This is a genomic window from Streptomyces sp. NPDC046859 (assembly GCF_040645135.1).
In the GTDB taxonomy this organism is placed as follows: domain Bacteria; phylum Actinomycetota; class Actinomycetes; order Streptomycetales; family Streptomycetaceae; genus Streptomyces.
Genome location: NZ_JBEYXR010000006.1, coordinates 95,633 through 115,744 on the forward strand (window position 1 = coordinate 95,633; position 20,112 = coordinate 115,744).

A 20,112-nucleotide genomic window follows, 5' to 3' on the forward strand; every position below is an offset into this window, starting at 1 on the left:
GGAACCCGTCACACGAGGGCGGCGGCCTCCAGCGGGGAGAGGCCGCCGCCCTCCGCGTACGCCGCCTCGTAGGCGGCGTCGCCGAGCACGGCGCGCGCCCCCGCCACCGCCCTGCGGCGCACCTCCCGCTCCTGGCAGCTCGGGACGTGCCGGTCCGGCTGGAGCCGTTCGGCGGCGCCGAGGCAGACGGCGGCGTCCCGGGCCCGGCGGCCGCCGTCGGCCCGCACCAGGGCGAACGCGGCGGTGGTCAGGTAGGCGGCCCGCATCTGGGGCGCGATGGCCACGGCGAGCGGGTCCTCGGCGCGTTCCAGTGCCTTCCTGATCGTCACCAGGGCCTCATCGGCCCGCCCGTCGAGGGCGTCCAGCCAGGCCTCGGAACCGAGGATGAACGCGTCGAAGACGATGAAGTGGGCGATCTTGAACTCCTCGCGCAGCAGCCGCAGCTGCTCCCGCGCCTCGGGGATCCGGTCGGTCATGCCGAGCCGCCCGGCCAGGATGAGCCGGGCGAACGGCATGGCGTGCTCGCTCACCCCGCTCCCCCGCTCGATGACCCGGCGCAGCAGGCTCTCGCCCCGCTCCCCCTGCCCCGCCTCGATCAGGGCGCTGGCGAGCCGGGCCTCGAGCACGCCCACCTGGGCGTGGGCGCCGAGCCGCTCGGCGTGGTCGATGCCCGCCTCGTAGTCGGCGGCGGCCCGGAGGTAGGCGCCCCGGCGCTCGTGGGCCTCGGCCCGCGCCGAGTACGCCTCGGCGGTCCCCCACAGGTCGCCGAGGTCCTGGAAGATCTCCAGCGCCTCGTCGGCGTCCGCGATGGCGTCGCCCGCCCAGTCGGCGCGGTTGGCCAGCACGTTGGCCCGCATCTGCAGGCCGGCCGCGAGGTCCCACCGGTAGCCGGGCTGCTCACGGCAGGTGCGGATCGCGGCGTCGACGACGTACCGCAGCCGGTCCATGTCGCCGGTGAGCATGACGGCGAAGAACCACAGGGAGCCCGGGGAGCGGCAGACCTGCGGGTAGCCGGGCTCGTAGGTCTCGGCGATGATCCGCAGCCTGGACTGCGCCTCGGGGGTCTGCCAGGCGTCCGGCTCGGTGTCCATGCAGGCGAGGTGGATCAGGTGCAGCTCACGCCGGGCCTCGTCGCGGACCTGGTCGGTCCAGGGCGGCGGGGTGTCGATGCAGCGCTCCCACAGGGGCTCGGCGCGGCGGACCGGTTCGGTGAACGGGTCGGGCCCGAGGTCCTGCACCTCGCGCGACCAGGTGCGGGCGACGATCCGCAGGTCGCGCATCTGCCAGTACCAGGACATGGACAGCACCAGGCACAGCGCCTCCTCCTCGTCCCGCGCGGCGACCGCGTGGTGGAGGGCGGCCCGGATGTTCTCGCTCTCGCGCTCCAGCCGGCCGATGGCGGCGAGCTGGCCGTGGCCGCGCAGCGACGCCTCGGTGGTGCGGGCGAGTTCCCGGTAGTACGTCAGGTGCGCGCGTTCGGCCTCGGCCCGCCGGCCGGTCTCGTCGAGCCGTTCGGCGGCGTACTCGGCGACGGTCTCCAGGAGCCGGTACCGCATCCGGCCGTCGTCCGTGGCGGACGCCACCACGAGGGACTTGTCGACGAGCGAGCCCAGCGCCTCCAGCGCCACAGGGCCGCACACGGCCTCCGCGGCGGCGAGGTCGCAGCCGCCCGCGAAGACCGCCAGCCGGCCCAGCACCTCGCGTTCCTCGTGGTCCAGCAGCTCCCAGGACCAGTCGACGACGGCCCGCAGGGTCTGCTGGCGGGGCAGCAGGGTGCGGCTGCCGGAGGTGAGCAGCCGGAAGCGGTCGTCGAGCCGGTCGGCGATCTGGCGGGGGGTGAGCATCCGCAGCCGGGCGGCGGCGAGTTCGATCGCCAGGGGCAGGCCGTCCAGGCGCCGGCAGATCTCGGCGCAGGCCGCGGCGGTCTCCTCGTCGGCCTCGACGCGGAAGCCGGGCTGCGCGGAGGCTCCCCGGTCGGCGAGCAGGCGCAGCGCGAACGGCTCGGGCAGCGGCTCGACAGGGCGCAGCAACTCGCCGGGGACGCCCAGGGGTTCACGGCTGGTGGCGAGCACCGTCAGGCCGGGGCAGCGCTCCAGCAGCCGCTCGACGAGGCGGGCGGCGGCGTCGACGACGTGCTCGCAGTTGTCGAGGATCAGCAGCATGCGGCGTGGTGCGCAGTACTCGGAGAGCCGGTCGACGGGGTCGTCGTGCCGTTCGGTACCGGCCCGCATGGCCTCGGCGCCGGCGCCGTACAGGACGGTCTCGCGGGCGCCGAGCGCGGTGAGGACGGCCTCGGGGACGGCCCGGGGGTCGTCGACCGGGGCGAGCTCGGCCAGCCACACACCGTCCGGGGCGGCGTCGCGCACGCTCTCCGCGGCCTCCTGGGACAGCCGGGTCTTTCCGGCGCCGCCGGGGCCGAGCAGGGTGACGAGCCGGGCGGTGGCCAGGTCCCCGCGGATGGCCGCGATGTCGGGCTCGCGTCCGACGAAGGAGGTGAGCCGGGCCCGGAGGTTGCCGGCCGGCGGACGCGGGCCGTCGCCGGCGCGCGCCGCGGCGGGCCGGGCGTCCGGTTCGGGGCGCAGCAATTCGCCGTGCAGGGCCCGCAGTTCCGGTCCGGGGTCGGAGCCGAGGCGGGTGGACAGCAGCCGGCGTACGTCGTCGTAGGCGGCCAGGGCCTCGGCGGGGCGGCCCGTGTCGCGCAGGGCGCGCAGCCGCAGGGCCTGGAGGGGTTCGTCCAGGGGGTGGGCGTCGCACAGGGCGGTCAGCTCGGGCAGCGCCTGCTCGGCGCGGCCGAGCGCCAGGGCCGCCGTGTGCCGGGCGCGCAGCGCGTCGAGGTGCCGGGTCTGTACGCGGGCCGCCTCGGCGGTGCGGTCGGGCAGGTCGGCGAGGGCGGGGCCCCGCCACAGGGCGAGGGCGTCGTCGAGGACGCCGGCCGCCTTGGCGGGGTCGTCGTCGGCCAGCGCGCGCAGGCCCTCGCCGGTGAGCCGTTCGAACCGGTGCAGGTCGACGTCGTCGGGCGCGGCGGAGAGCCGGTACCCGCCGTCCTCGGACCCCACGGCGTCGGCGCCCAGGGCCCGCCGCAGCCGCCCCACGAGCGCCTGGAGCGCCCCGGTGGCGTCGGCGGGCGGTTCCGCGCCCCACACCTCGTCGACCAGCAGCCCCACGGGCACGGCCCGGCCGGCGCGCAGCGCGAGCACGGTGAGCAGGGCCCGCAGCCGGGCCCCGCCGAGCGGGACGGCCCGGCCGTCGGGGCGGAGTGCCTGGGTGGTGCCGAGGATGCGATAGCGCACGGGATCCATTGTCTCTGGTGGGCTCGGGGCGGGTCACGGGGCCGGCGCAGGAGGCGCGGCGGCCCCGGGGTGCGGGGGCCGGGGTCCAGCCTCCCCGGAACCCCGGCCCACCGCGAGACGTTTTCCGGGGGGCCGTGTCTGTCGGACCCAGCCCGGCTCCGACCGGCGGCGCCTTGCCGGTGCCGCGAGCCCCGCGGCCCCGGGCCGGTCCGACGGACACGGCCCGCGCCCGGTACGGTCGGGCAGGCCCGCCCGCCCCGAGACCCAGGGAGCCCCATGACCACCGCCCTCAGCCGCCCCAGCGAACGGCGGATCAGCCCCGTGTTCCTCGGGATCGTCGCGGTCACCGCGGTGACGGGGTGGGCCACCTGGACCGGGTTCGCGGAGCGGCCGGGCCTCGCGGTGTTCCTGTTCGTGACGGCCGCCTGGATCGTGTCGCTGTGCCTGCACGAGTACGCGCACGCGCGCACGGCGCTGCACAGCGGCGACATCTCGGTCGGCGCGAAGGGCTACCTCACGCTGAACCCGCTGAAGTACACGCACGCGCTGCTCAGCATCGTCCTGCCGGTCGTCTTCGTGATCATGGGTGGCATCGGTCTGCCCGGCGGTGCGGTGTTCATCGAGCGCGGGCGGATCAGGGGCCGCTGGCGGCACAGCCTGATCTCGGCGGCGGGGCCGCTGACCAACGTGCTGTTCGCCGTCGTGTGCACGGCCCCGTTCTGGCTGGGCGCGCTCGACGGCGTCCCGCGCGACTTCCGGTTCGCGCTGGCGTTCCTCGCCCTGCTCCAGGTCACGGCGGCCGTTCTGAACTTCCTGCCGGTGCCGGGGCTGGACGGGTACGGCGTGATCGAGCCCTGGCTGTCGCGGGACGTCCGGCGCCAGGTGGAGCCGTTCGCCCCGTTCGGGCTGCTGTTCGTCTTCGCGCTGCTGTGGGTGCCGGAGATCAACAGCGGGTTCTTCGACATGGTCGACGCCGTGCTGCGCGCCCTGGGCATCGGCGAGGTCGACACCTACTGCGGCTACGACCTGTTCCGCTTCTGGCGGGACGGGAACGAGCTGTGCTCGGTCACCCGGTGACGGAGTCCCGCCGGGCGTCCCGGGCGCGCTTCACGTAGTACCAGGTCATGTTCGACGACAGGCCCGCCAGCAGGATCCACACGATCCCGAGCCAGCTGCCCTGGGCGAAGGCGACGACGGCCGCGGCCACGGAGAGCAGGCAGACGACGAGGGTGTAGTAGGCGAGGCGGGGCATGGGGTCGGCTCCTGGTCGGGGGACACTGCTGTGCCCAGTGTCCCCCATCGCCTCATACGTCCGTGACGCGGAGTCCCGCGTGCGCCTTGTAGCGGCGGTTCACCGAGATCAGGTTCGCGACCAGCGCCTCCACCTGGTGGGCGTTGCGCAGCCGCCCCGCGAAGACGCCCCGCATCCCGGCGATGCGGCCCGCCAGCGCCTGGACGATCTCGACGTCGGCCCGCTCCTCGCCGAGGACCATCACGTCGGTGTCGATGCTGTCGATCTCCGGGTCCTGCAGGAGGACGGCCGACAGGTGGTGGAAGGCCGCGGTGACCCGGGAGTCCGGGAGCAGCGCGGCGGCCTGCTCGGCGGCGCTGCCCTCCTCGGGCTTGAGGGCGTAGGCGCCCTTCTTGTCGAAGCCGAGCGGGTTGACGCAGTCGACGACGAGCTTGCCGGCCAGCTCCTCGCGCAGGGACTCCAGCGTCTTGCCGTGTCCCTCCCACGGCACGGCGACGATCACGACGTCGCTGCGCCGGGCGCATTCGGCGTTGTCGGCGCCCTCGACGCCGTGGCCGAGCTCCTCGGCGGCGGCCTGCGCGCGTTCGGCGGCCCGGGACCCGATGATCACCTTCTGGCCGGCCAGGGCGAGCCGGTACGCGAGGCCCTTGCCCTGCGGTCCGGTGCCGCCGAGCACACCGACGACGAGCCCGGAGACGTCGGGGAGGTCCCAGGGGTCCTTGGCCGGTGCCTTGGCGGGGGTCCCGGCGGACTGCTGTGCGCTGTCGCTAGAGGTCATGGGCCGACTTTACGTCCGCGGGGCCGACGGCGGAGGACGAGGTGGCGGGGCGGGTCGGACAGGTGTGCGGGCGGATACCCCCGGGGTGGGCGAATCCGGGGTGAACGGCGGGTCACGCGGAGGCGGCTGCGGCAGGATGCGGCCCCATGGATGCCGTACGGGTCGCATTGCTGCGGGAAGTGCTCGCCGGGACCGAGTGGTTGGGGGCGACGCGGCGGTTCGCCGGGACGCTGCGGACGTCCGCGGTGGCGCACGGCGGCGGGCTGCTGCTGGTCGGCACGCGGGAGTACGAGCCGTGGCACCTGGCGGCGCACCTGGTGGACGAGGCCGCGTGGTCGGGGACGCCCGAGCTGGCCCCGACCCTGGTGCGGCACGACGCGCGCGCCTCGGACCCGGCCCATCTGGCGGTGGGGCTCGGCCGGCTGGCGGCGGCGCGGCGCGGGGAGACCCTGCTGGTGGTTGCGCCGTCGGCGGCGCCGTGTCCGGACGGGCCCGGGCCGCGTCCGGGTTCCGGGCCCGGGACGCCGCTTCTGGAACGGGTGTACGACGCCCGGCGGGCGGGTGCGACGGTGCTGGTGCTCGGCACCGGCGAGGGCGAGCTGACGGCGATGTCCCATGAGCGGCTGATCGTGCCGGAGGGCGCCGAGCTGGACCTGGACACCGTGCAGCACCTGGTGAGCGCGGCGGCCGGGGAGAATCCGCTGCCGTCCCGCCGGGGGCGCCGCCGGCTGCGGGACCGGCTGTCGCGCCTCGCGGACGCCCTGACGGCGCCGCCGCCCCCGCGCTGGTGAAAACCGTTTGCCCGCGTCACCGCCGCCGCCGACCATGACCTGTCGTGACCGACGACTCCCCCACCGGTGGCGCGCCCGCGTCGCGGCTGCGCGCTGTGCTCCCCGACCTCACGCCCTGGCGGGCCTCGGCCGACTTCCGCAAGGTGTGGCTGGCGGGGCTGATCTCCACCTTCGGCAGCTTCCTGACGTTCGTGGCGCTGCCCGTGCAGATCAAGGAGCTGACCGGGTCGGCAGCGGCGGTCGGCGCGATCGGCGCGGTGGAGCTGGTGCCGCTGGTCGTGTGCGGGCTGTACGGCGGCGCGCTCGCCGACGCGCTCGACAAGCGCGGGCTGATCGTGTGGACGGAGGCCGGTCAGGCCGTGCTGAGCGCGGTGCTGCTGCTGAACGCGCTGCTGCCGCGGCCCTCCGTGTGGCCGCTGTACGCCGTGGCCGCCCTGTCGTCGGCGCTGGTGTCGGTGCAACGCCCGGCGCTGGAAGCCCTGTTGCCCCGGATCGTGGCCCACGACCACCTGCCGGCCGCCGCCTCCCTGAACGCGCTGCGCTGGCAGGTGGGCGGGGTGGCGGGTCCCGCGCTGGCCGGGGTGGTCGTCGCGTACGCGGGGCTCGGCTGGGCGTACGCGGCGGACCTGGTGACCTTCGTGGTCTCCGTGCTGTGCGTGATCGGCCTGGCCCCCTCGCCGCCCTCGCACGAGGGGGCGGAGCCGTCCCTGCGGGCGATCGCCGAGGGCGCCCGGTACGCGTGGAGCCGCAAGGAGCTGCTGGGCACCTACGTCATCGACATCGCGGCGATGCTCTTCGCGCTGCCGCTGGCCGTCCTGCCGTTCCTCGCCGACGAGTTGGGCGCGCCCTGGGCGCTGGGCCTGATGTACGCCGCCGTCCCGGCCGGCGCGATGCTGGTGAGCCTGACGAGCGGCTGGACCGCGCGGGTGCACCGGCACGGGCGGGCGGTGGTGCTGGCGGCGGCGCTGTGGGGGGCGGCGATCACGGCGGCCGGCCTGTCCCACGAGGTGTGGCTGGTGCTGCTGTTCCTGACGCTGGGCGGCGCCGCGGACATGGTCAGCGGGCTGTTCCGCGGGGTGATGTGGAACCAGACGATCCCCGACGAGCTGCGGGGCCGGCTCGCCGGGATCGAGCTGCTGTCGTACTCGGTGGGCCCGCAGCTGGGCCAGACCTCCATGGGCGGGGTCGCGGCGTGGAAGGGCGTGCGGACCTCGGTGTGGTCGGGCGGGCTGCTGTGCGTGGGCGCGGTGGGGCTGCTGGCGCTGTGCCTGCCGAAGCTGATGACGTACGACGCGCGCACGAACGAGCACGCGGTACGGCTGCGCGAGCGGCGGGCGGCGGCAGCAGCCGCACCGGCACCGGTGGAAGGCTGATCAGTCGCCGTCCGCCGGGCCCGTCCGGGAGTCGTGCCAGCGGGGGTCGTTCTCCCACTCCAGGTTGCGCTCGCGGGCGAGGTCCATGGCGTGCTGGGCCTCCTCGCGGGTGGGGTACGGGCCGAAGCGGTCCTTGGCCGGGCAGTCCGGCCCCTCCTCGACCTTCTTGTGGACCAGGCAGTAGTACCACTCGCCGGGCTTGCCGTCCGTGCGCTTCTTGAACAAGGCCATGACCAGCTCCTCTCGCCACCGACATGTTCCCCCATGGCCGCTGGTTAGACTCGCTGGCATGTCTGGCCAGTCGCTGCTCGTTCCCGGGGAGCTGTCCCCCACCCGTTCCGTACCCGGCTCCATCCGCCGCCCCGAGTACGTCGGCAAGCCCGCGCCGACGCCGTACACGGGGCCGGAGGTGCAGACGCCGGAGACCATCGAGGCGATGCGTGTCGCCGGCCGCATCGCCGCCCGCGCGATGGCCGAGGCGGCGAAACTGATCGCGCCCGGTGTGACGACGGACGAGTTGGACAAGGTGGCGCACGAGTACATGTGCGACCACGGCGCCTACCCCTCCACGCTCGGCTACCGCGGTTTCCCCAAGTCGCTGTGCACCAGCGTCAACGAGGTCATCTGCCACGGCATCCCGGACTCGACGGTGCTGCGCGACGGCGACATCGTCAACCTGGACGTGACGGCGTACATCGGCGGGGTGCACGGTGACAACAACGCCACGTACCTGGTCGGTGACGTGGACGAGGAGAGCCGGCTGCTGGTCGAGCGCACCCGCGAGTCGCTGAACCGCGCCATCAAGGCGGTCAGGCCGGGCCGGCAGATCAATGTCATCGGCCGGGTGATCGAGTCGTACGCCAAGCGCTTCGGCTACGGCGTGGTGCGGGACTTCACCGGTCACGGCATCAACGCGTCGTTCCACTCGGGCCTGATCATCCCGCACTACGACAGCCCGCACGCGACGACGGTGATCCAGCCCGGGATGACGTTCACCATCGAGCCGATGCTGACGCTGGGGACCCACGAGTACGACATGTGGGACGACGGCTGGACCGTGGTGACGAAGGACCGCAAGCGCACCGCGCAGTTCGAGCACACGCTGGTGGTGACGGAGACGGGCACCGAGATCCTCACCCTGCCCTGACCTGGTCCGGCGCCCGCGCGTCCGTCCACGACCCGTCCTCTGCGGAGGGCGGGTTTTCTCGGTACGCTTTTACCGACACCACGTCGGCAAACCTATTGACTTAGGTAAGCCTCACCTCAGAAAATGCCACCATGGACTCCTTTTCGACCGTCATCCGCACCGCGTCCCAGGAGCAGCACACCGAGGCCGAGACCTCGACGTTCATGAGCGACCTGCTCGGCGGCCACCTCGGCGTGGACGCGTACGCGCGGTACACGGAGCAGCTGTGGTTCGTCTACGAGGCGCTGGAGACGGGCGCCGACGGACTCGCGGCGGACCCGGTGGCCGGCCCCTTCGTCCGGCCGGAGCTGTTCCGGCTCCAGGCGCTCGAACAGGACCTGGCCCATCTGCGGGGCCCTGAGTGGCGGGCCGGTCTGACGGCCCTGCCGGCGACGCGGGCCTACGCGGACCGGGTGCGCTCCTGCGTGCGGGAGTGGCCGGGCGGCTACCTCGCCCACCACTACACCCGCTACCTCGGCGACCTCTCCGGCGGCCAGATCATCCGCGACCGGGCGGAGCGGACCTGGGGCTTCGCGCGCAAGGGCGACGGGGTCCGGTTCTACGTCTTCGAGGGGATCACGAACCCCGCCGCGTTCAAGCGGGAGTACCGCGCGCTGCTGGACGACGTCCCGGCGGACGACCTGGAGAAGCAGCGGATCGTCGCCGAGTGCAAGAAGGCGTTCGCGCTCAACACCGCGATGTTCCAGGCGCTCGGCCAGGAGTTCCCGCTGAGCGCCTGAGCCGGGTCAGCGTTCCAGGACGACCCGGCCTCCCAGCTCGATCCAGCCCCCCGGCTGGGGTGCGGTCAGCAGCTGGGAGCCGGCGCCCTGGGTGATGTTGAGGGCGCGGCCCAGGCGATGGGTGAGCTGCATCGCCGCCGCGCCCGTCGCCTCGTCCTCCTCGACGCCGTCCCCCCGGCCGGGGAAGCCGCGGGCGCGGATCCGCCCGGCGGCCTCGTCCTCCCAGGCCCACGCGTAGATCCACTCCCCCGGCGGCGGCACCTCCAGGTCGTCGACCTCGGCGGCGGAGCCGTACTGCCGCAGCGTGCGCGGCGGGGCCCACTCGGGGCGGGCCTCGATCCAGCAGAACTCCCCGTCGATCCGGGTGCCGACGACCCCGGCGGGCGTGACCAGTTCGGGCACGTCCAGCAGCCAGGCGGCGCCGACGCAGGGATATCCGGCGAAGGGCAGCCGGGTGGACGGCGTGTAGATGTCGACGACCCCGCGCTCGGGGTCGTCCACGAACACGGTCTCGCTGAACCCGAGTTTCGCGGCCAGCGCCTGCCGGTCCCGGCCGTCCGGGAGCACCGAGCCGTCGCGCACGACACCGAGTTCGTTGCCGTATCCGCCCCTGGGTCCGCAGAACACGCGGAGGACGTCGTAGTCAGTCACCAGGGCATTGAAGCACCGCCGCGCCCACCGGACGCCGGGCGCCCGCCGGGGGTGGGGTGCGGGTGCCCGCCGGGGGCTCGCGGCGGCGTACGCGCACCGGGTGGTGATCCCGCACCGCGGCCGGGCCGCGGGCGACGGGACCCGCGGAGGTGTTCTCCGGGGAGCCGCTGCCGGAGGTCCACGACCGGCGGGTCGACGTGCTGTCGCACCCTCGAACGGGAGCCGCCCGGGCGAGGCCTCGCCGGAACCTTTGACTGTTCTTTGACCTCTCCATGGGGACGTTTTTAGCCACTTAGGTAATCCTTAGGGTCGTTAGGTGAGCCTCACCTTGCTGGGCTGTGAGGCACGTCATGCGTCCTTTCCGGCCACCCCTCCTTGGAGCTTTCATGCGACCCGCCCGACTCCCCGCCGTCGCCGCCACCGCCGTGGCGGCCCTGGCCGCCGTCACCGGGTGCACCGAGAAAGGCAGCACGGCCGGGTCCGACCAGGTCGTCCGGGTGACCGCGACGGACGACAAGTGCGAAGTGTCGAAGAAGGAGTTCCCGGCCGGGCACATCGAGCTCGCCGTGGAGAACAAGGGCTCCAAGGTCACCGAGGTCTACGTCCTCTTCCCCGACGACCGCATCGTCACCGAGCGCGAGAACATAGGCCCCGGCACCAAGCAGACCGTCACCGCCGAGGTGAAGGCCGGTGATTACACCATCGCCTGCAAGCCCGGCATGAAGGGCGACGGCATCCGTCAGTCCGTCAGGGCCACCGGCGGCGGTTCGGCCGCCAAGCGCGACCCCCGCCTGGACAAGGCCGTGGCCGCCTACCGCGAGTACGCCCAGCGGCAGGCCGACGAGACGCTGCCGCTCGCCGAGAAGTTCGCCGCGGCCGTCACGTCCGGGGACGTCGAGGCCGCGCAGAAGGCGTACGCCCCCTCCCGCCTCGGCTGGGAGCGCACCGAGCCGGTCGCGGAGTCCTTCGGCGACATCGACCCGAAGGTCGACGTCCGCGAGGACGGCCTGGAGGACGGCCAGGATCCGGCGACGGACTGGACCGGCTGGCACCGGCTGGAGAAGTCGCTGTGGAAGGACAAGAAGATCGGCGACCGGGAGAAGGAGCTCGCCGGCCTGCTGATCAAGGACCTGAAGGACTGGCAGAACCGGGTCGGCAAGGCCGAGATCACCCCGACCTCCATGGCCAACGGCGCCAAGGAACTCCTCGACGAGGTCGCCACCGGCAAGGTCACCGGCGAGGAGGAGCGCTACTCGCACACCGACCTGGTCGACTTCAAGGCCAACGTCGAGGGCGCGCAGAAGGCGTACGAGCTGCTGAAGCCCGTCGCCCAGGCCAACGAGCCGGCGCTCGTCACCGAGCTGGACAAGCAGTTCGCCGCCCTGAACGGCCTGCTGGACAAGTACCGCGCCGACAAGGAGTCGTACGAGTTCACCTCCTACGACAAGGTCGGCGACGCCGACCGCAAGCAGCTCTCGGACGGGGTCAACGCCCTGGCGGAGCCGCTGTCCAAGCTCGCCGCCGCCGTCGTCGTCAAGTAGGGGCGCCGTCATGACGGAACCGTCCGAGAAGACCACCTCCCGGCGCGCGCTGCTCGGCTGGGGCGGTGCCGGGCTCGCGCTCGGCGCCGTCGCGGCCGGCGGTGCCGTCGCGGCGACCCGGCCCGGCGACGACGCCGAGCCGGCCGCGAGCGACACCGGAGCCGCGATCCCCTTCCACGGGCAGCGGCAGGCCGGCATCGCCACCCCGGTCCAGGACCGGCTCCACTTCGCCGCGTTCGACGTGCGGACCGAGGACCGGGACGCGTTCGTCGGGATGCTGAAGGAGTGGACGCAGGCCGCGCGCCGGATGACCGCGGGGCACGCCGTCGGCGACGGCGCGTACGGCGGTCTCGCCGAGGCCCCGCCGGACGACACCGGGGAGGCGCTGGGCCTGAAGCCGTCCCGGCTCACGCTGACGATCGGGTTCGGGCCGTCGTTCTTCGAGAAGTTCGGGGAGCGGTTCGGCATCGCGGACGCGCGCCCCGAAGCCCTCGCCGAGCTGCCGCAGTTCGCGGGCGACAACCTGGACCGCGCCCGCAGCGGCGGCGACCTGTGCGTCCAGGCGTGCGCGGACGACCCGCAGGTCGCCGTGCACGCCATCCGCAACCTGGCCCGCATCGGGTTCGGCAAGGTCGTGGTGCGCTGGTCGCAGCTCGGTTTCGGCAAGACCTCGTCGACGACGCCCGACGCGCAGACCCCGCGCAACCTGTTCGGTTTCAAGGACGGCACCCGCAACATCGCGGGCACCGAGACCGACCGCCTGGAGAAGTTCGTATGGGTCGGCGAGAAGGACGGACCGCGGTGGATGGCCGGCGGCTCCTACCTCGTCGCCCGGCGCATCCGCATGCACATCGAGACCTGGGACCGCACCTCCCTGCAGGAGCAGGAGGACATCTTCGGCCGGGACAAGGGCGAGGGCGCACCGGTGGGCAAGGCGAAGGAACGCGACGAGCCGTTCCTGAAGGCGATGCTGCCCGACGCGCACGTACGGCTCGCGCACCCCGGCTCCAACGGCGGCGCGACGATCCTGCGCCGCGGCTACTCCTTCACGGACGGCACCGACGGCCTCGGCCGTCTGGACGCGGGCCTGTTCTTCCTCGCCTACCAGCGTGACCCGCGCACCGGGTTCATCCGGATCCAGCGCAACCTGGCCAAGGACGCGCTCAACGAGTACATCCAGCACGTGGGTTCGGCGCTGTTCGCCATCCCGCCGGGCGTCCGCGACAAGGACGACTGGTGGGGCAGCACGCTGTTCGGCAAGGAGGCGTGAGGCGTGTTCTCCAACTACCTGATCGGTCTGCGCGAGGGGCTGGAGGCCAGCCTCGTCGTCTGCATCCTCATCGCCTACCTGGTGAAGACCGGGCGCAGGGACGCCCTGCGGCCCGTCTGGGCCGGCATCGGCGTCGCGGTCGCCCTCGCGCTGGGCTTCGGCTGCGCGCTCGAATTCGGCTCGCAGGAGCTGACGTTCGAGGCACAGGAGGCGCTGGGCGGTTCCCTGTCGATCCTCGCGGTCGGCCTGGTGACGTGGATGGTCTTCTGGATGCGGCGCACCGCCCGGCATCTGCGCAGCGAGCTGCACGGCAAGCTGGACGCGGCCCTGCGGATGGGCACGGGCGCCCTGGTCGCCACCGCGTTCCTGGCCGTCGGCCGGGAGGGCCTGGAGACGGCCCTGTTCGTGTGGGCGTCGGTGCGGGCGGCCGGGGACGGCACCCCGCGCCCGCTGGCCGGTGTCGCGCTCGGCATCGCCACGGCCGTCCTGCTGGGCTGGCTGTTCTACCGCGGGGCCCTGCGCATCAACCTCGCCAAGTTCTTCACCTGGACCGGCGGCATGCTGGTGGTCGTCGCCGCGGGCGTGCTCGCGTACGGCGTGCACGACCTGCAGGAGGCGCGCTGGCTGCCGGGGCTGGGTGCCAAGGCGTTCGACATCAGCGACACCGTCGATCCGTCCAGCTGGTACGGCACCCTGCTGAAGGGTGTGTTCAACTTCCAGCCGGACCCGACCGTCCTCCAGGTCACGGTGTGGCTGCTGTACCTGATCCCGACGCTCGCGCTGTTCCTCGCCCCGGTAGGGTTCGCCTCCGGGAAGGGGAAGGTGAAGGAACCGGATGAGCAGGGATCGCGGCCCTCGAAGGCTCCGCAGGCTTGACCGGAGCGCGCTGATTGCGGCCTCCTTGACCGCTTTGTCGTTGACGGCGAGCGGGTGTGTGGTGGTCCACGGGGAGAAGGAGGTCCTTCCCTCGGCGACCAAGTCGGAGGCGGCGAAGGCACTGAAGGAGTTCACCTCCGCGTACAACGCGGCGGACAAGGCCTACGACAGCGCCCTGGACGCCGGCCGGGTCACGGGCGCCCTGGGCGCGATCGACGCGGCCCGGCTGAAGGCGGGCCGGGCGACGAACCCCGGCGGCAACCCGTCGCACAGCCCGCTGGAGCTGTCGGACACCAGGTTCGCCATTCCCAAGAAGGCGGGCTGGCCCCGTTGGTTCGTCGCCGACGCGGCCGCCAACAAGGGCGGCCGGGCGCGGTGGGTCTTCGTGTTCACCCGGCACGATCTGGACCAGCCGTGGAAGGCCGCGTATCTGACGCTGATGGCCCCCGGGGACGTGCCCGAGTTCAAGACGGACGCGGACGGCTTCGCGGAGGCCGTCCCGGCGGACTCGCGCCAACTGGCCGTGCCGCCCGGGGACCTGAGCGAGCGGTACGTGTCCTACCTGAAGGACGGCGGGGACGCCTTCGCGGCCGGCGGCCAGACCAGCAGATGGCGGGAGGTACGCCGGAAGCAGGCCGAACGCCCGGGCCTGGTCCGGCAGTTCATCGACGAACCGCTGACGAACGGCGACTTCGCCCCGCTCGCGCTGCGTACGGCCGACGGGGGCGCGCTGGCGTTCTTCGCCTCGCGTCACTTCGAGAAGCAGACGGCGGCGCCGGGCGCGTCCGTGCCGGTCCCGGGCAAGTCGGTGCAGGCCCTGACGGAGGGCGAGATCAAGCAGTCGCTGACGCTGGAGTTCGTCTCCAACGAGGTGGCGCTGGTCCCGAAGGGCTCGGGCAAGGTGGACGTCCTGGGCCGTATCCAGGGCATGACGTCCGCGAAGGGCGAGTAGCCCGGGCCGGGTCAGTGGCGCAGGGGCCAGGACGCGGAGAGGTGGTCGGGCTCCTCGCCGACATGGCGGGCGCAGGCGTCGGTGAGGACCTCGAGGATGCTGAGCGGGTCGGGCAGCGGGTGCTCGGGGCCGCGCACCCAGTGCACGGACTGGCCGTCGCCGGGCAGCCGGGAGGGCGGCATGAGGACGTAGGAGCCGCGGCAGTGCCAGCGCAGTCCCGGGTGCTCGTCCATGGTCTCGGGGTGGCAGTCCAGCTCACAGGGCCACCACTCGTCCTCGTCCTCGGGGGTGCCCCGGGTGAGGGTGAAGAACAGCAGCCGCCCGTCGTCGCTCTCGGCGACCGGCCCGACCTCGATACCGGCGGCGAGCAGCCGCTCCAGCGCCTCGCGCCCGGGTTCGAGGGGCACGTCCAGGACGTCGTGGACCATGCCGGTCGCGGTGATGAAGTTGGCCTGCGGGTGGTGGCGGGCCCAGCGCTCGATCTGGCCGCGGTCGGTGGTGGACTGCGTCTGCCAGGCGAACGACATCGGGTGCCGGGCGGGGGTGGGACAGCCGACGCGGTCGCAGGAGCAGCGATATCCGGCCGGGTGCGCGGCGGGCGCGAGGGGCAGTCCCGCCGCGGCGGCGGCGAGCAGCAGGGTCTCCCGGCCGCCCTCGTCGGCGGTGCCCTTGGGGCGGCGACCTCGCAGCCACTGGGAGAGTTTGCCCTGAAGGCCGGACCGGCCGCCCAACTCCGCGCTCATCTATCCCCTCGCCTCGCTGTCGTGCGGACCAGCATGCCCTATGGTCCCACCATCGTGCGCCCCGGGGGGCCGTAGCGGACAAGCGGGCCAGGTGGGGCGAGCCGCACACAACGCCGTGATCAGGGGTAATGGGGTCGTGGACGGGTTTTTCGTCACGGCGTCGGGCGCGGGGCGATGCCGTACAGCGCGTAGTCGACCAGGGTGTCCGTGTAGTCGTGGGAGATCGGGCCGGTGTACTGGAGCCAGCGCTGGGCCAGCGGGGAGACGAAGAGCTCCAGCGCGATGCGCGGGTCGACATCGGGGCGCACCTGGCCGGCCTCCTGGGCGGAGCGCAGCCGCTCGACGTAGAGCTGGAGGGAGGGCTCCAGCAGCTTGGCCACGTACTGGCGGCCCAGCTCCTCGTTGACCAGGCCCTCGGCGGCCAGGGCGCGGGAGGGCGCGTCGAAGCGGGGGTCCTGGAGCTCGTCGACGGTGGCGCGCAGGACCGCCTTCAGGTCGGCGGCGAGGTCGCCGGTGTCGGGGAAGGTGTACGGCTGTTCCCCGGCCTCCCGCGCGGAGCGCTCGGCGAGGTCGAGGAACGCCTCCATCAGCACCTCCGCCTTGGAAGGCCACCAGCGGTAGATCGTCTGCTTGCCGACGCCGGCCCGGGCGGCGATGCCCTCGATGGTGGTGCGGGGGTAGCCGACCTCCGCGACCAGGGCGAGGGCGGAGTCGTAGATGGCCCGCCGGGACCGCTCGCTGCGGCGGCCGGCGTTGGGGGCGGGCGGGGCGGGTTCACGTGCTGGCATGGCCCGAACTTATCAGTTGACAAGACGCCGCGTCTCGCCAGATCCTGGAGCGGTCAGAGAACGAGACGATACGTCTCGTTCAGGTCAATGGCCAGGACGAAGGGAGCCTCACCATGACGCGAGGCGGAGCCGGAGACATGCTGGGTGTCGGCGGGATGCGCCGTCACCTCGGCCGTACGGCGCTGCGCGGCGGCGCCCGGAGCGGCCGCGTCGGCGGCGGGACCGACCCGGCGGCGCAGAAGCGGGAGCTGCTGCGCAGGCTGCAGGGGAGGCGGGCCGAGGAGGCCCGGACGGAGGAATCCTCCTAGGAGGCCCGGATGTCGAGGGGGCCTCCTAGGAGGTCTACTCGGCGGGGGCCGGCGGCCAGGCGTCGCCCCAGTCCGTGTCGCGGGCCGCCCGGTAGAGGTCGCCGTGGCGCTTGGTGACCGTGACCCGGCGCAGCGCCGGCTCGGTCTCGCACAGGTCGAGCAGGACCTGCCCCTTGCGGATCTGGGGCCTGCGCACGACCCGGGCGGGGGCCGGGCCGGCCGGCAGCCGGGTGGCGGCGACATAGCTGAACTTCTCGTCCTCGTAGGCGAGGGAGCCGCCCTTGATCTGGCGGTGCAGCGAGGAGCGGGGGACGCGCGCCGAGAAGTGGCACCAGTCGGTGCCGGGCACGATGGGGCAGGCGGCGCTGTGCGGGCAGGGCGCGGCGACGCGGAACCCGGCGGCGATCAGCCGGTCACGGGCCTCGATGACGCGGGCGTAGCCGTCCGGGGTGCCGGGTTCGACGATCACGACGGTCCGCGCGGCGTCCGCGACGGTGTCGACGAGGGTGCCCCGGTCGGCGGCGGTGAGCTCGTTGAGGACGTAGGAGACGGTCACGAGGTCGGCGGCGTCGAGGGTGAGTCCAGCGCCGATCCGGGCGCGCTGCCAGCGGGCCCCGCGCAGCACCGGGTCGGTCTCGGCGATCTCCCGGCCGACGGCCAGGGCGGGCTCCGCCCAGTCCAGCACGGTGACCTCGCGCCGGCCGGGCCAGGTCGCGGCGACCGCCCAGGTCGCCGCCCCCGTCCCGCCGCCGACGTCGATGTGCCGCTCCGGCGCCCAGCCGGGCACGGTCCGCGCGAACGCCTCCAGGGCGGAGCGGACGGCCGCGTAGGTGGCGGGCATCCGGTACGCGGCGTAGGCGGCCACGTCGGCGCGGTCCCGCAGGATGGGGCTGTCGGTCGGGGTGGCGCCCCGGTACGCGGAGATCAGCCGCTCGACGGCCTGCGCGGCCCGGCGCGGCGGAAGCCCGTCGAGCAGGGCGGCGAGAGCCGCGCGCAAGGTCTCGGCGGACGGGGGGACGGGGGCGTTCACCCGGAGATTCTACGAGGCCCCGGACGGCCTTCCGTCCCCGGGGAGGCCCCCTACCGGCCCCGCAGGGCCCGGGCCACCCGGGTGCCCGCCGCAGCCCTCGGACCGCTGTCGGGGCGCCCGCGGCGCGGGTGGACGGTGTTCGCCAGCAGGATCAGGAAGGTGTCCCTGGCCGGGTCGAGCACCAGCGACGTGCCCGTGAAGCCGGTGTGGCCGGCCGCGCCCCGCCCGGCCAGCTCCCCCATGAACCACGGCTGGTCGACCGCGAAGCCCAGGCCGGGCGGCGTCAGCAGCAGCTCCACGAAGTCGGGGCCGAGGACGCGGGCGGGTCCGTAGGCGCCGCCGGACAGCAGGGCACGGCAGAAGACGGCGAGGTCGCGGCCCGTCGAGAACAGGCCGGCGTGCCCGGCCACCCCGCCCAGCGCCCAGGCGTTCTCGTCGTGGACGACGCCCCGCAGCATGCCCCGGTCGGTCTTCGCCCAGGGCCGCCGCTGGTCCTCGGTCGCGGCGGCGCCCGGGCAGGGGCCGAACCGGGTCGCGGTCATCCCCAGCGGGCGGGTGATGCCGTCGTGGACCAGGACGTCGAGCGGGCGGCCCGTGACGCGTTCCAGGACGTGCTGGAGCAGCAGCATGTTCAGGTCGGAGTAGCAGTACGTGCCGGGCACCCCGATGGGCGCCTCGGCGCGCAGCCGGTCCAGGCGCTCCGCGTCGTCCGCGCAGTCGTACAGCGGCAGTTCGGGGCGCAGCCCGGAGGTGTGGGTGAGCAGCTGCCGCACGGTGACGTCGTGCCGCGCCGCGGCCCGGAAGTCCGGCAGGTACGCCCCGACGCGCGCGTCGATGCCGAGCGTGCCGCGCTCGATCTGCTGGACGGCGGCCACCGAGGTGAACAGCTTGGTGAGGGAGGCCAGGTCGAACGGGGTGGCGGTGGTCACCGGCACCCGGGCCCCGGCGGGCAGTTCGACGCCGGAGTCGGTGTCCTCGTCGTAGGACGCGTAGCGCACCGCCCAGCCGGCCGCCTCCTCGACGGCCAGGTAGGGGCCCCGCCCGACGACCAGTACCGTCCCGGCGGCCCAGGGGCGCGGGCCGGTGGTGAGGTCGCGGACCTCGCCGACGAGCTGTCGGATCTCCTCGGGGTCGAGTCCGGCCCTCTCCGGTGCGTCCCCGCGCAGTCTCGGCGCGCTCAGCTGTCCTCCCCCGTGCTCGCGGCCGCGCCGGGAGCGGGGGGAGCCCCGTCCCGTGCGCCCGGACCTGGTGGTGTCCTCCAGGGACGGCACATTCCCATGAAGCAGGCGAGCGCCACCAGGCCCGCGGCCAGTTGGACGACCGCCATCGGGACGGCGGTGTCCTCCCCGGCGACGCCCACCAGGGGCGAGGCGACCGCGCCGATGAGGAAGGAGGAGGTGCCGAGGAGCGCGGAGGCGGAGCCCGCGGCGCGCTTGGTGCGCTGCAGCGCGAGCGCCTGCGTGTTGGGCAGCGTGACGCCCATCGCGGACATCAGCACGAACAGCGCCGCGGCCACGGGGGCGAGTCCGGTCTCGCCGAGGACGCCCAGGGACATCAGCAGCAGCGCGGTGGCCGCGAGGACGACGACCCCGAGGCCGATCCCGAGCACCCGGTCCAGGCTGACCCGGCCCACCAGCACCTTGCCGTTGATCTGGCCGACGGCCACGAGCCCGACCGAGTTGAGCCCGAACAGCAGGCTGAACGTCTGCGGCGAGGCGCCGTGGATCTCCTGAATCACGAAGGGCGAGGCGGAGATGTAGGCGAACAGCGCGGCGAAGGCGAAGCCGCCGGTGAGCGCGTACCCGGCGAAGGCGCGGTCGGCGAGCAGCCCGCGCATCGCGTGCAGGGTCTCGCCGACGCCTCCGGCGTGCCGCTCCTGTCGCGGCAGGGTCTCGGGGAGCCGGAACCAGACGAGGGCGGCCAGCAGCACCCCGACCACGGTGAGGACGACGAACACGCCCCGCCAGTCCGTCACCCTCAGGATCTGCCCGCCGATGAGCGGGGCCACGATCGGGGCGACGCCGGAGATCAGCATGAGGGTGGAGAAGAAGCGGGCCATGGCCACGCCGTCGTGGAGGTCGCGGACGACCGCCCGCGCGATGACGATGCCGGCCGCCCCGGCGAGGCCCTGGGCGAGCCTGCAGGCGACCAGCGCCTCCACGGTGGGCGCGAACGCGCACAGGGCGGTGGCGACGACGTACACGGCGAGACCCGCGAGCAGCGGGCGTCTGCGGCCCCAGCGGTCGCTCATCGGGCCGACCAGCAGCTGCCCGAGCGCCATGCCGGCCAGGCACGCGGTGAGCGTGAGCTGGACGGTGGCGGCGGGCGCGTGCAGCGAGCGGGTGACCTCCGGGAGCGCCGGGAGGTACATGTCCATCGCCAGCGGGGGCGTCGCCGTCAGCCCGCCCAGGACGAGGGTGACGAGCAGGCCGGTGCGGCGCTGTGCCGCGGCGGCTGATCGCCACGCGGGCGGCGCCGGCCGCGCCGTGTCCTCCCGCGCCGGTCCCCCACGGTCGCTCATGAGCCCCTCCCCCTCCGCGTGA

General features: G+C 73.9%; 20 protein-coding genes. 10 read left to right on the top strand and 10 right to left on the bottom strand.

The window, feature by feature from the left end:
* Nucleotides 1-8: 8 nt before the first annotated feature.
* Nucleotides 9-3,299, bottom strand: coding sequence for a BTAD domain-containing putative transcriptional regulator (locus tag ABZ899_RS10655; RefSeq protein WP_361343777.1), 3,291 nt, complete (start codon nt 3,297-3,299; stop codon nt 9-11).
* A 267-nt stretch (nt 3,300-3,566) separates the two neighbouring features.
* Between ABZ899_RS10655 and ABZ899_RS10660 the strand changes: the two genes are divergently transcribed.
* The gene (locus ABZ899_RS10660; protein ID WP_361343780.1) at nt 3,567-4,367 is read left to right on the top strand and encodes a site-2 protease family protein; all 801 of its coding nucleotides are present in this window, start codon (nt 3,567-3,569) and stop codon (nt 4,365-4,367) included.
* Here ABZ899_RS10660 and ABZ899_RS10665 read toward each other — a convergent pair.
* Both ABZ899_RS10665 and npdG read right to left on the bottom strand, forming a co-directional pair.
* Nucleotides 4,357-4,542: a hypothetical protein gene (locus ABZ899_RS10665; RefSeq protein WP_361343783.1), complete on the bottom strand. Its 186-nt coding sequence runs from the start codon at nt 4,540-4,542 to the stop codon at nt 4,357-4,359. The two genes, ABZ899_RS10660 and ABZ899_RS10665, sit on opposite strands and share 11 nt — an antisense overlap.
* Nucleotides 4,543-4,594: 52 nt before the next feature.
* Nucleotides 4,595-5,320 (bottom strand): NADPH-dependent F420 reductase, encoded by a 726-nt coding sequence (npdG, locus tag ABZ899_RS10670; RefSeq protein ID WP_361343785.1) that lies wholly within the window; start codon nt 5,318-5,320, stop codon nt 4,595-4,597.
* A 146-nt stretch (nt 5,321-5,466) separates the two neighbouring features.
* On the opposite strand from npdG, the gene ABZ899_RS10675 reads away from it, so the two are divergent.
* Nucleotides 5,467-6,111, top strand: coding sequence for a hypothetical protein (locus ABZ899_RS10675; RefSeq protein ID WP_361343788.1), 645 nt, complete (start codon nt 5,467-5,469; stop codon nt 6,109-6,111).
* A gap of 44 nt (nt 6,112-6,155) precedes the next feature.
* Nucleotides 6,156-7,484 carry an MFS transporter gene (locus ABZ899_RS10680; protein WP_361343791.1) on the top strand — a complete coding sequence of 443 codons (1,329 nt, stop codon included), beginning with the start codon at nt 6,156-6,158 and terminating at the stop codon, nt 7,482-7,484.
* On the opposite strand, the gene ABZ899_RS10685 is transcribed toward ABZ899_RS10680, so the two are convergent.
* Nucleotides 7,485-7,715, bottom strand: coding sequence for a hypothetical protein (locus tag ABZ899_RS10685; RefSeq protein ID WP_361343794.1), 231 nt, complete (start codon nt 7,713-7,715; stop codon nt 7,485-7,487).
* A gap of 58 nt (nt 7,716-7,773) precedes the next feature.
* Here ABZ899_RS10685 and map point away from each other — a divergent pair, with 58 nt between their 5' ends.
* Entirely contained in the window at nt 7,774-8,631 is an 858-nt protein-coding gene (map, locus tag ABZ899_RS10690) for a type I methionyl aminopeptidase (RefSeq protein WP_361343797.1), read from the top strand.
* A 131-nt stretch (nt 8,632-8,762) separates the two neighbouring features.
* Nucleotides 8,763-9,410: a biliverdin-producing heme oxygenase gene (locus tag ABZ899_RS10695; RefSeq protein WP_361343800.1), complete on the top strand. Its 648-nt coding sequence runs from the start codon at nt 8,763-8,765 to the stop codon at nt 9,408-9,410.
* Nucleotides 9,411-9,416: 6 nt separating this feature from the next.
* Here ABZ899_RS10695 and ABZ899_RS10700 read toward each other — a convergent pair whose 3' ends face one another.
* Entirely contained in the window at nt 9,417-10,061 is a 645-nt protein-coding gene (locus tag ABZ899_RS10700; RefSeq protein WP_361343803.1) for a PhzF family phenazine biosynthesis protein, read from the bottom strand.
* Between the two features lie 386 nt (nt 10,062-10,447).
* Between ABZ899_RS10700 and efeO the strand changes: the two genes are divergently transcribed.
* Genes efeO through ABZ899_RS10720 form a run of 4 tightly spaced genes read left to right on the top strand, consistent with a single transcriptional unit; the run spans nt 10,448 to nt 14,700 of the window.
* The gene (gene efeO / locus ABZ899_RS10705; protein ID WP_361343806.1) at nt 10,448-11,602 is read left to right on the top strand and encodes an iron uptake system protein EfeO; all 1,155 of its coding nucleotides are present in this window, start codon (nt 10,448-10,450) and stop codon (nt 11,600-11,602) included.
* Between the two features lie 10 nt (nt 11,603-11,612).
* Nucleotides 11,613-12,872, top strand: coding sequence for an iron uptake transporter deferrochelatase/peroxidase subunit (gene efeB / locus ABZ899_RS10710; protein WP_361343809.1), 1,260 nt, complete (start codon nt 11,613-11,615; stop codon nt 12,870-12,872).
* Between the two features lie 3 nt (nt 12,873-12,875).
* Complete coding sequence (efeU, locus tag ABZ899_RS10715; RefSeq protein WP_361343812.1) at nt 12,876-13,748, top strand: iron uptake transporter permease EfeU; 873 nt, start codon at nt 12,876-12,878, stop codon at nt 13,746-13,748.
* A complete protein-coding gene (locus ABZ899_RS10720; RefSeq protein ID WP_361343815.1) occupies nt 13,708-14,700 on the top strand; it encodes a hypothetical protein in 993 nt (330 codons plus the stop codon). Before efeU ends, ABZ899_RS10720 begins: the two co-directional genes overlap by 41 nt.
* 11 nt (nt 14,701-14,711) lie before the next feature.
* Here ABZ899_RS10720 and ABZ899_RS10725 read toward each other — a convergent pair whose 3' ends face one another.
* Nucleotides 14,712-15,443 (bottom strand): bifunctional DNA primase/polymerase, encoded by a 732-nt coding sequence (locus tag ABZ899_RS10725; protein ID WP_361343818.1) that lies wholly within the window; start codon nt 15,441-15,443, stop codon nt 14,712-14,714.
* Nucleotides 15,444-15,595: 152 nt separating this feature from the next.
* Nucleotides 15,596-16,231, bottom strand: a complete 636-nt coding sequence (locus tag ABZ899_RS10730) for a TetR/AcrR family transcriptional regulator (protein ID WP_361343821.1) — start codon at nt 16,229-16,231, stop codon at nt 15,596-15,598.
* Nucleotides 16,232-16,344: 113 nt separating this feature from the next.
* On the opposite strand from ABZ899_RS10730, the gene ABZ899_RS10735 reads away from it, so the two are divergent.
* Complete coding sequence (locus ABZ899_RS10735; RefSeq protein WP_361343824.1) at nt 16,345-16,539, top strand: DUF6243 family protein; 195 nt, start codon at nt 16,345-16,347, stop codon at nt 16,537-16,539.
* A gap of 34 nt (nt 16,540-16,573) precedes the next feature.
* Here the strand turns inward: ABZ899_RS10735 and ABZ899_RS10740 are convergent, their stop codons facing one another.
* The 3 genes from ABZ899_RS10740 to ABZ899_RS10750 are packed head-to-tail and all read right to left on the bottom strand — an operon-like array spanning nt 16,574 to nt 20,090.
* Nucleotides 16,574-17,569 (bottom strand): small ribosomal subunit Rsm22 family protein, encoded by a 996-nt coding sequence (locus ABZ899_RS10740; RefSeq protein ID WP_361343827.1) that lies wholly within the window; start codon nt 17,567-17,569, stop codon nt 16,574-16,576.
* 50 nt (nt 17,570-17,619) lie between these two features.
* Nucleotides 17,620-18,735 carry a serine hydrolase domain-containing protein gene (locus ABZ899_RS10745; protein WP_361344614.1) on the bottom strand — a complete coding sequence of 372 codons (1,116 nt, stop codon included), beginning with the start codon at nt 18,733-18,735 and terminating at the stop codon, nt 17,620-17,622.
* A gap of 11 nt (nt 18,736-18,746) precedes the next feature.
* Entirely contained in the window at nt 18,747-20,090 is a 1,344-nt protein-coding gene (locus ABZ899_RS10750; RefSeq protein ID WP_361343829.1) for a multidrug effflux MFS transporter, read from the bottom strand.
* Nucleotides 20,091-20,112 lie beyond the last annotated feature (22 nt).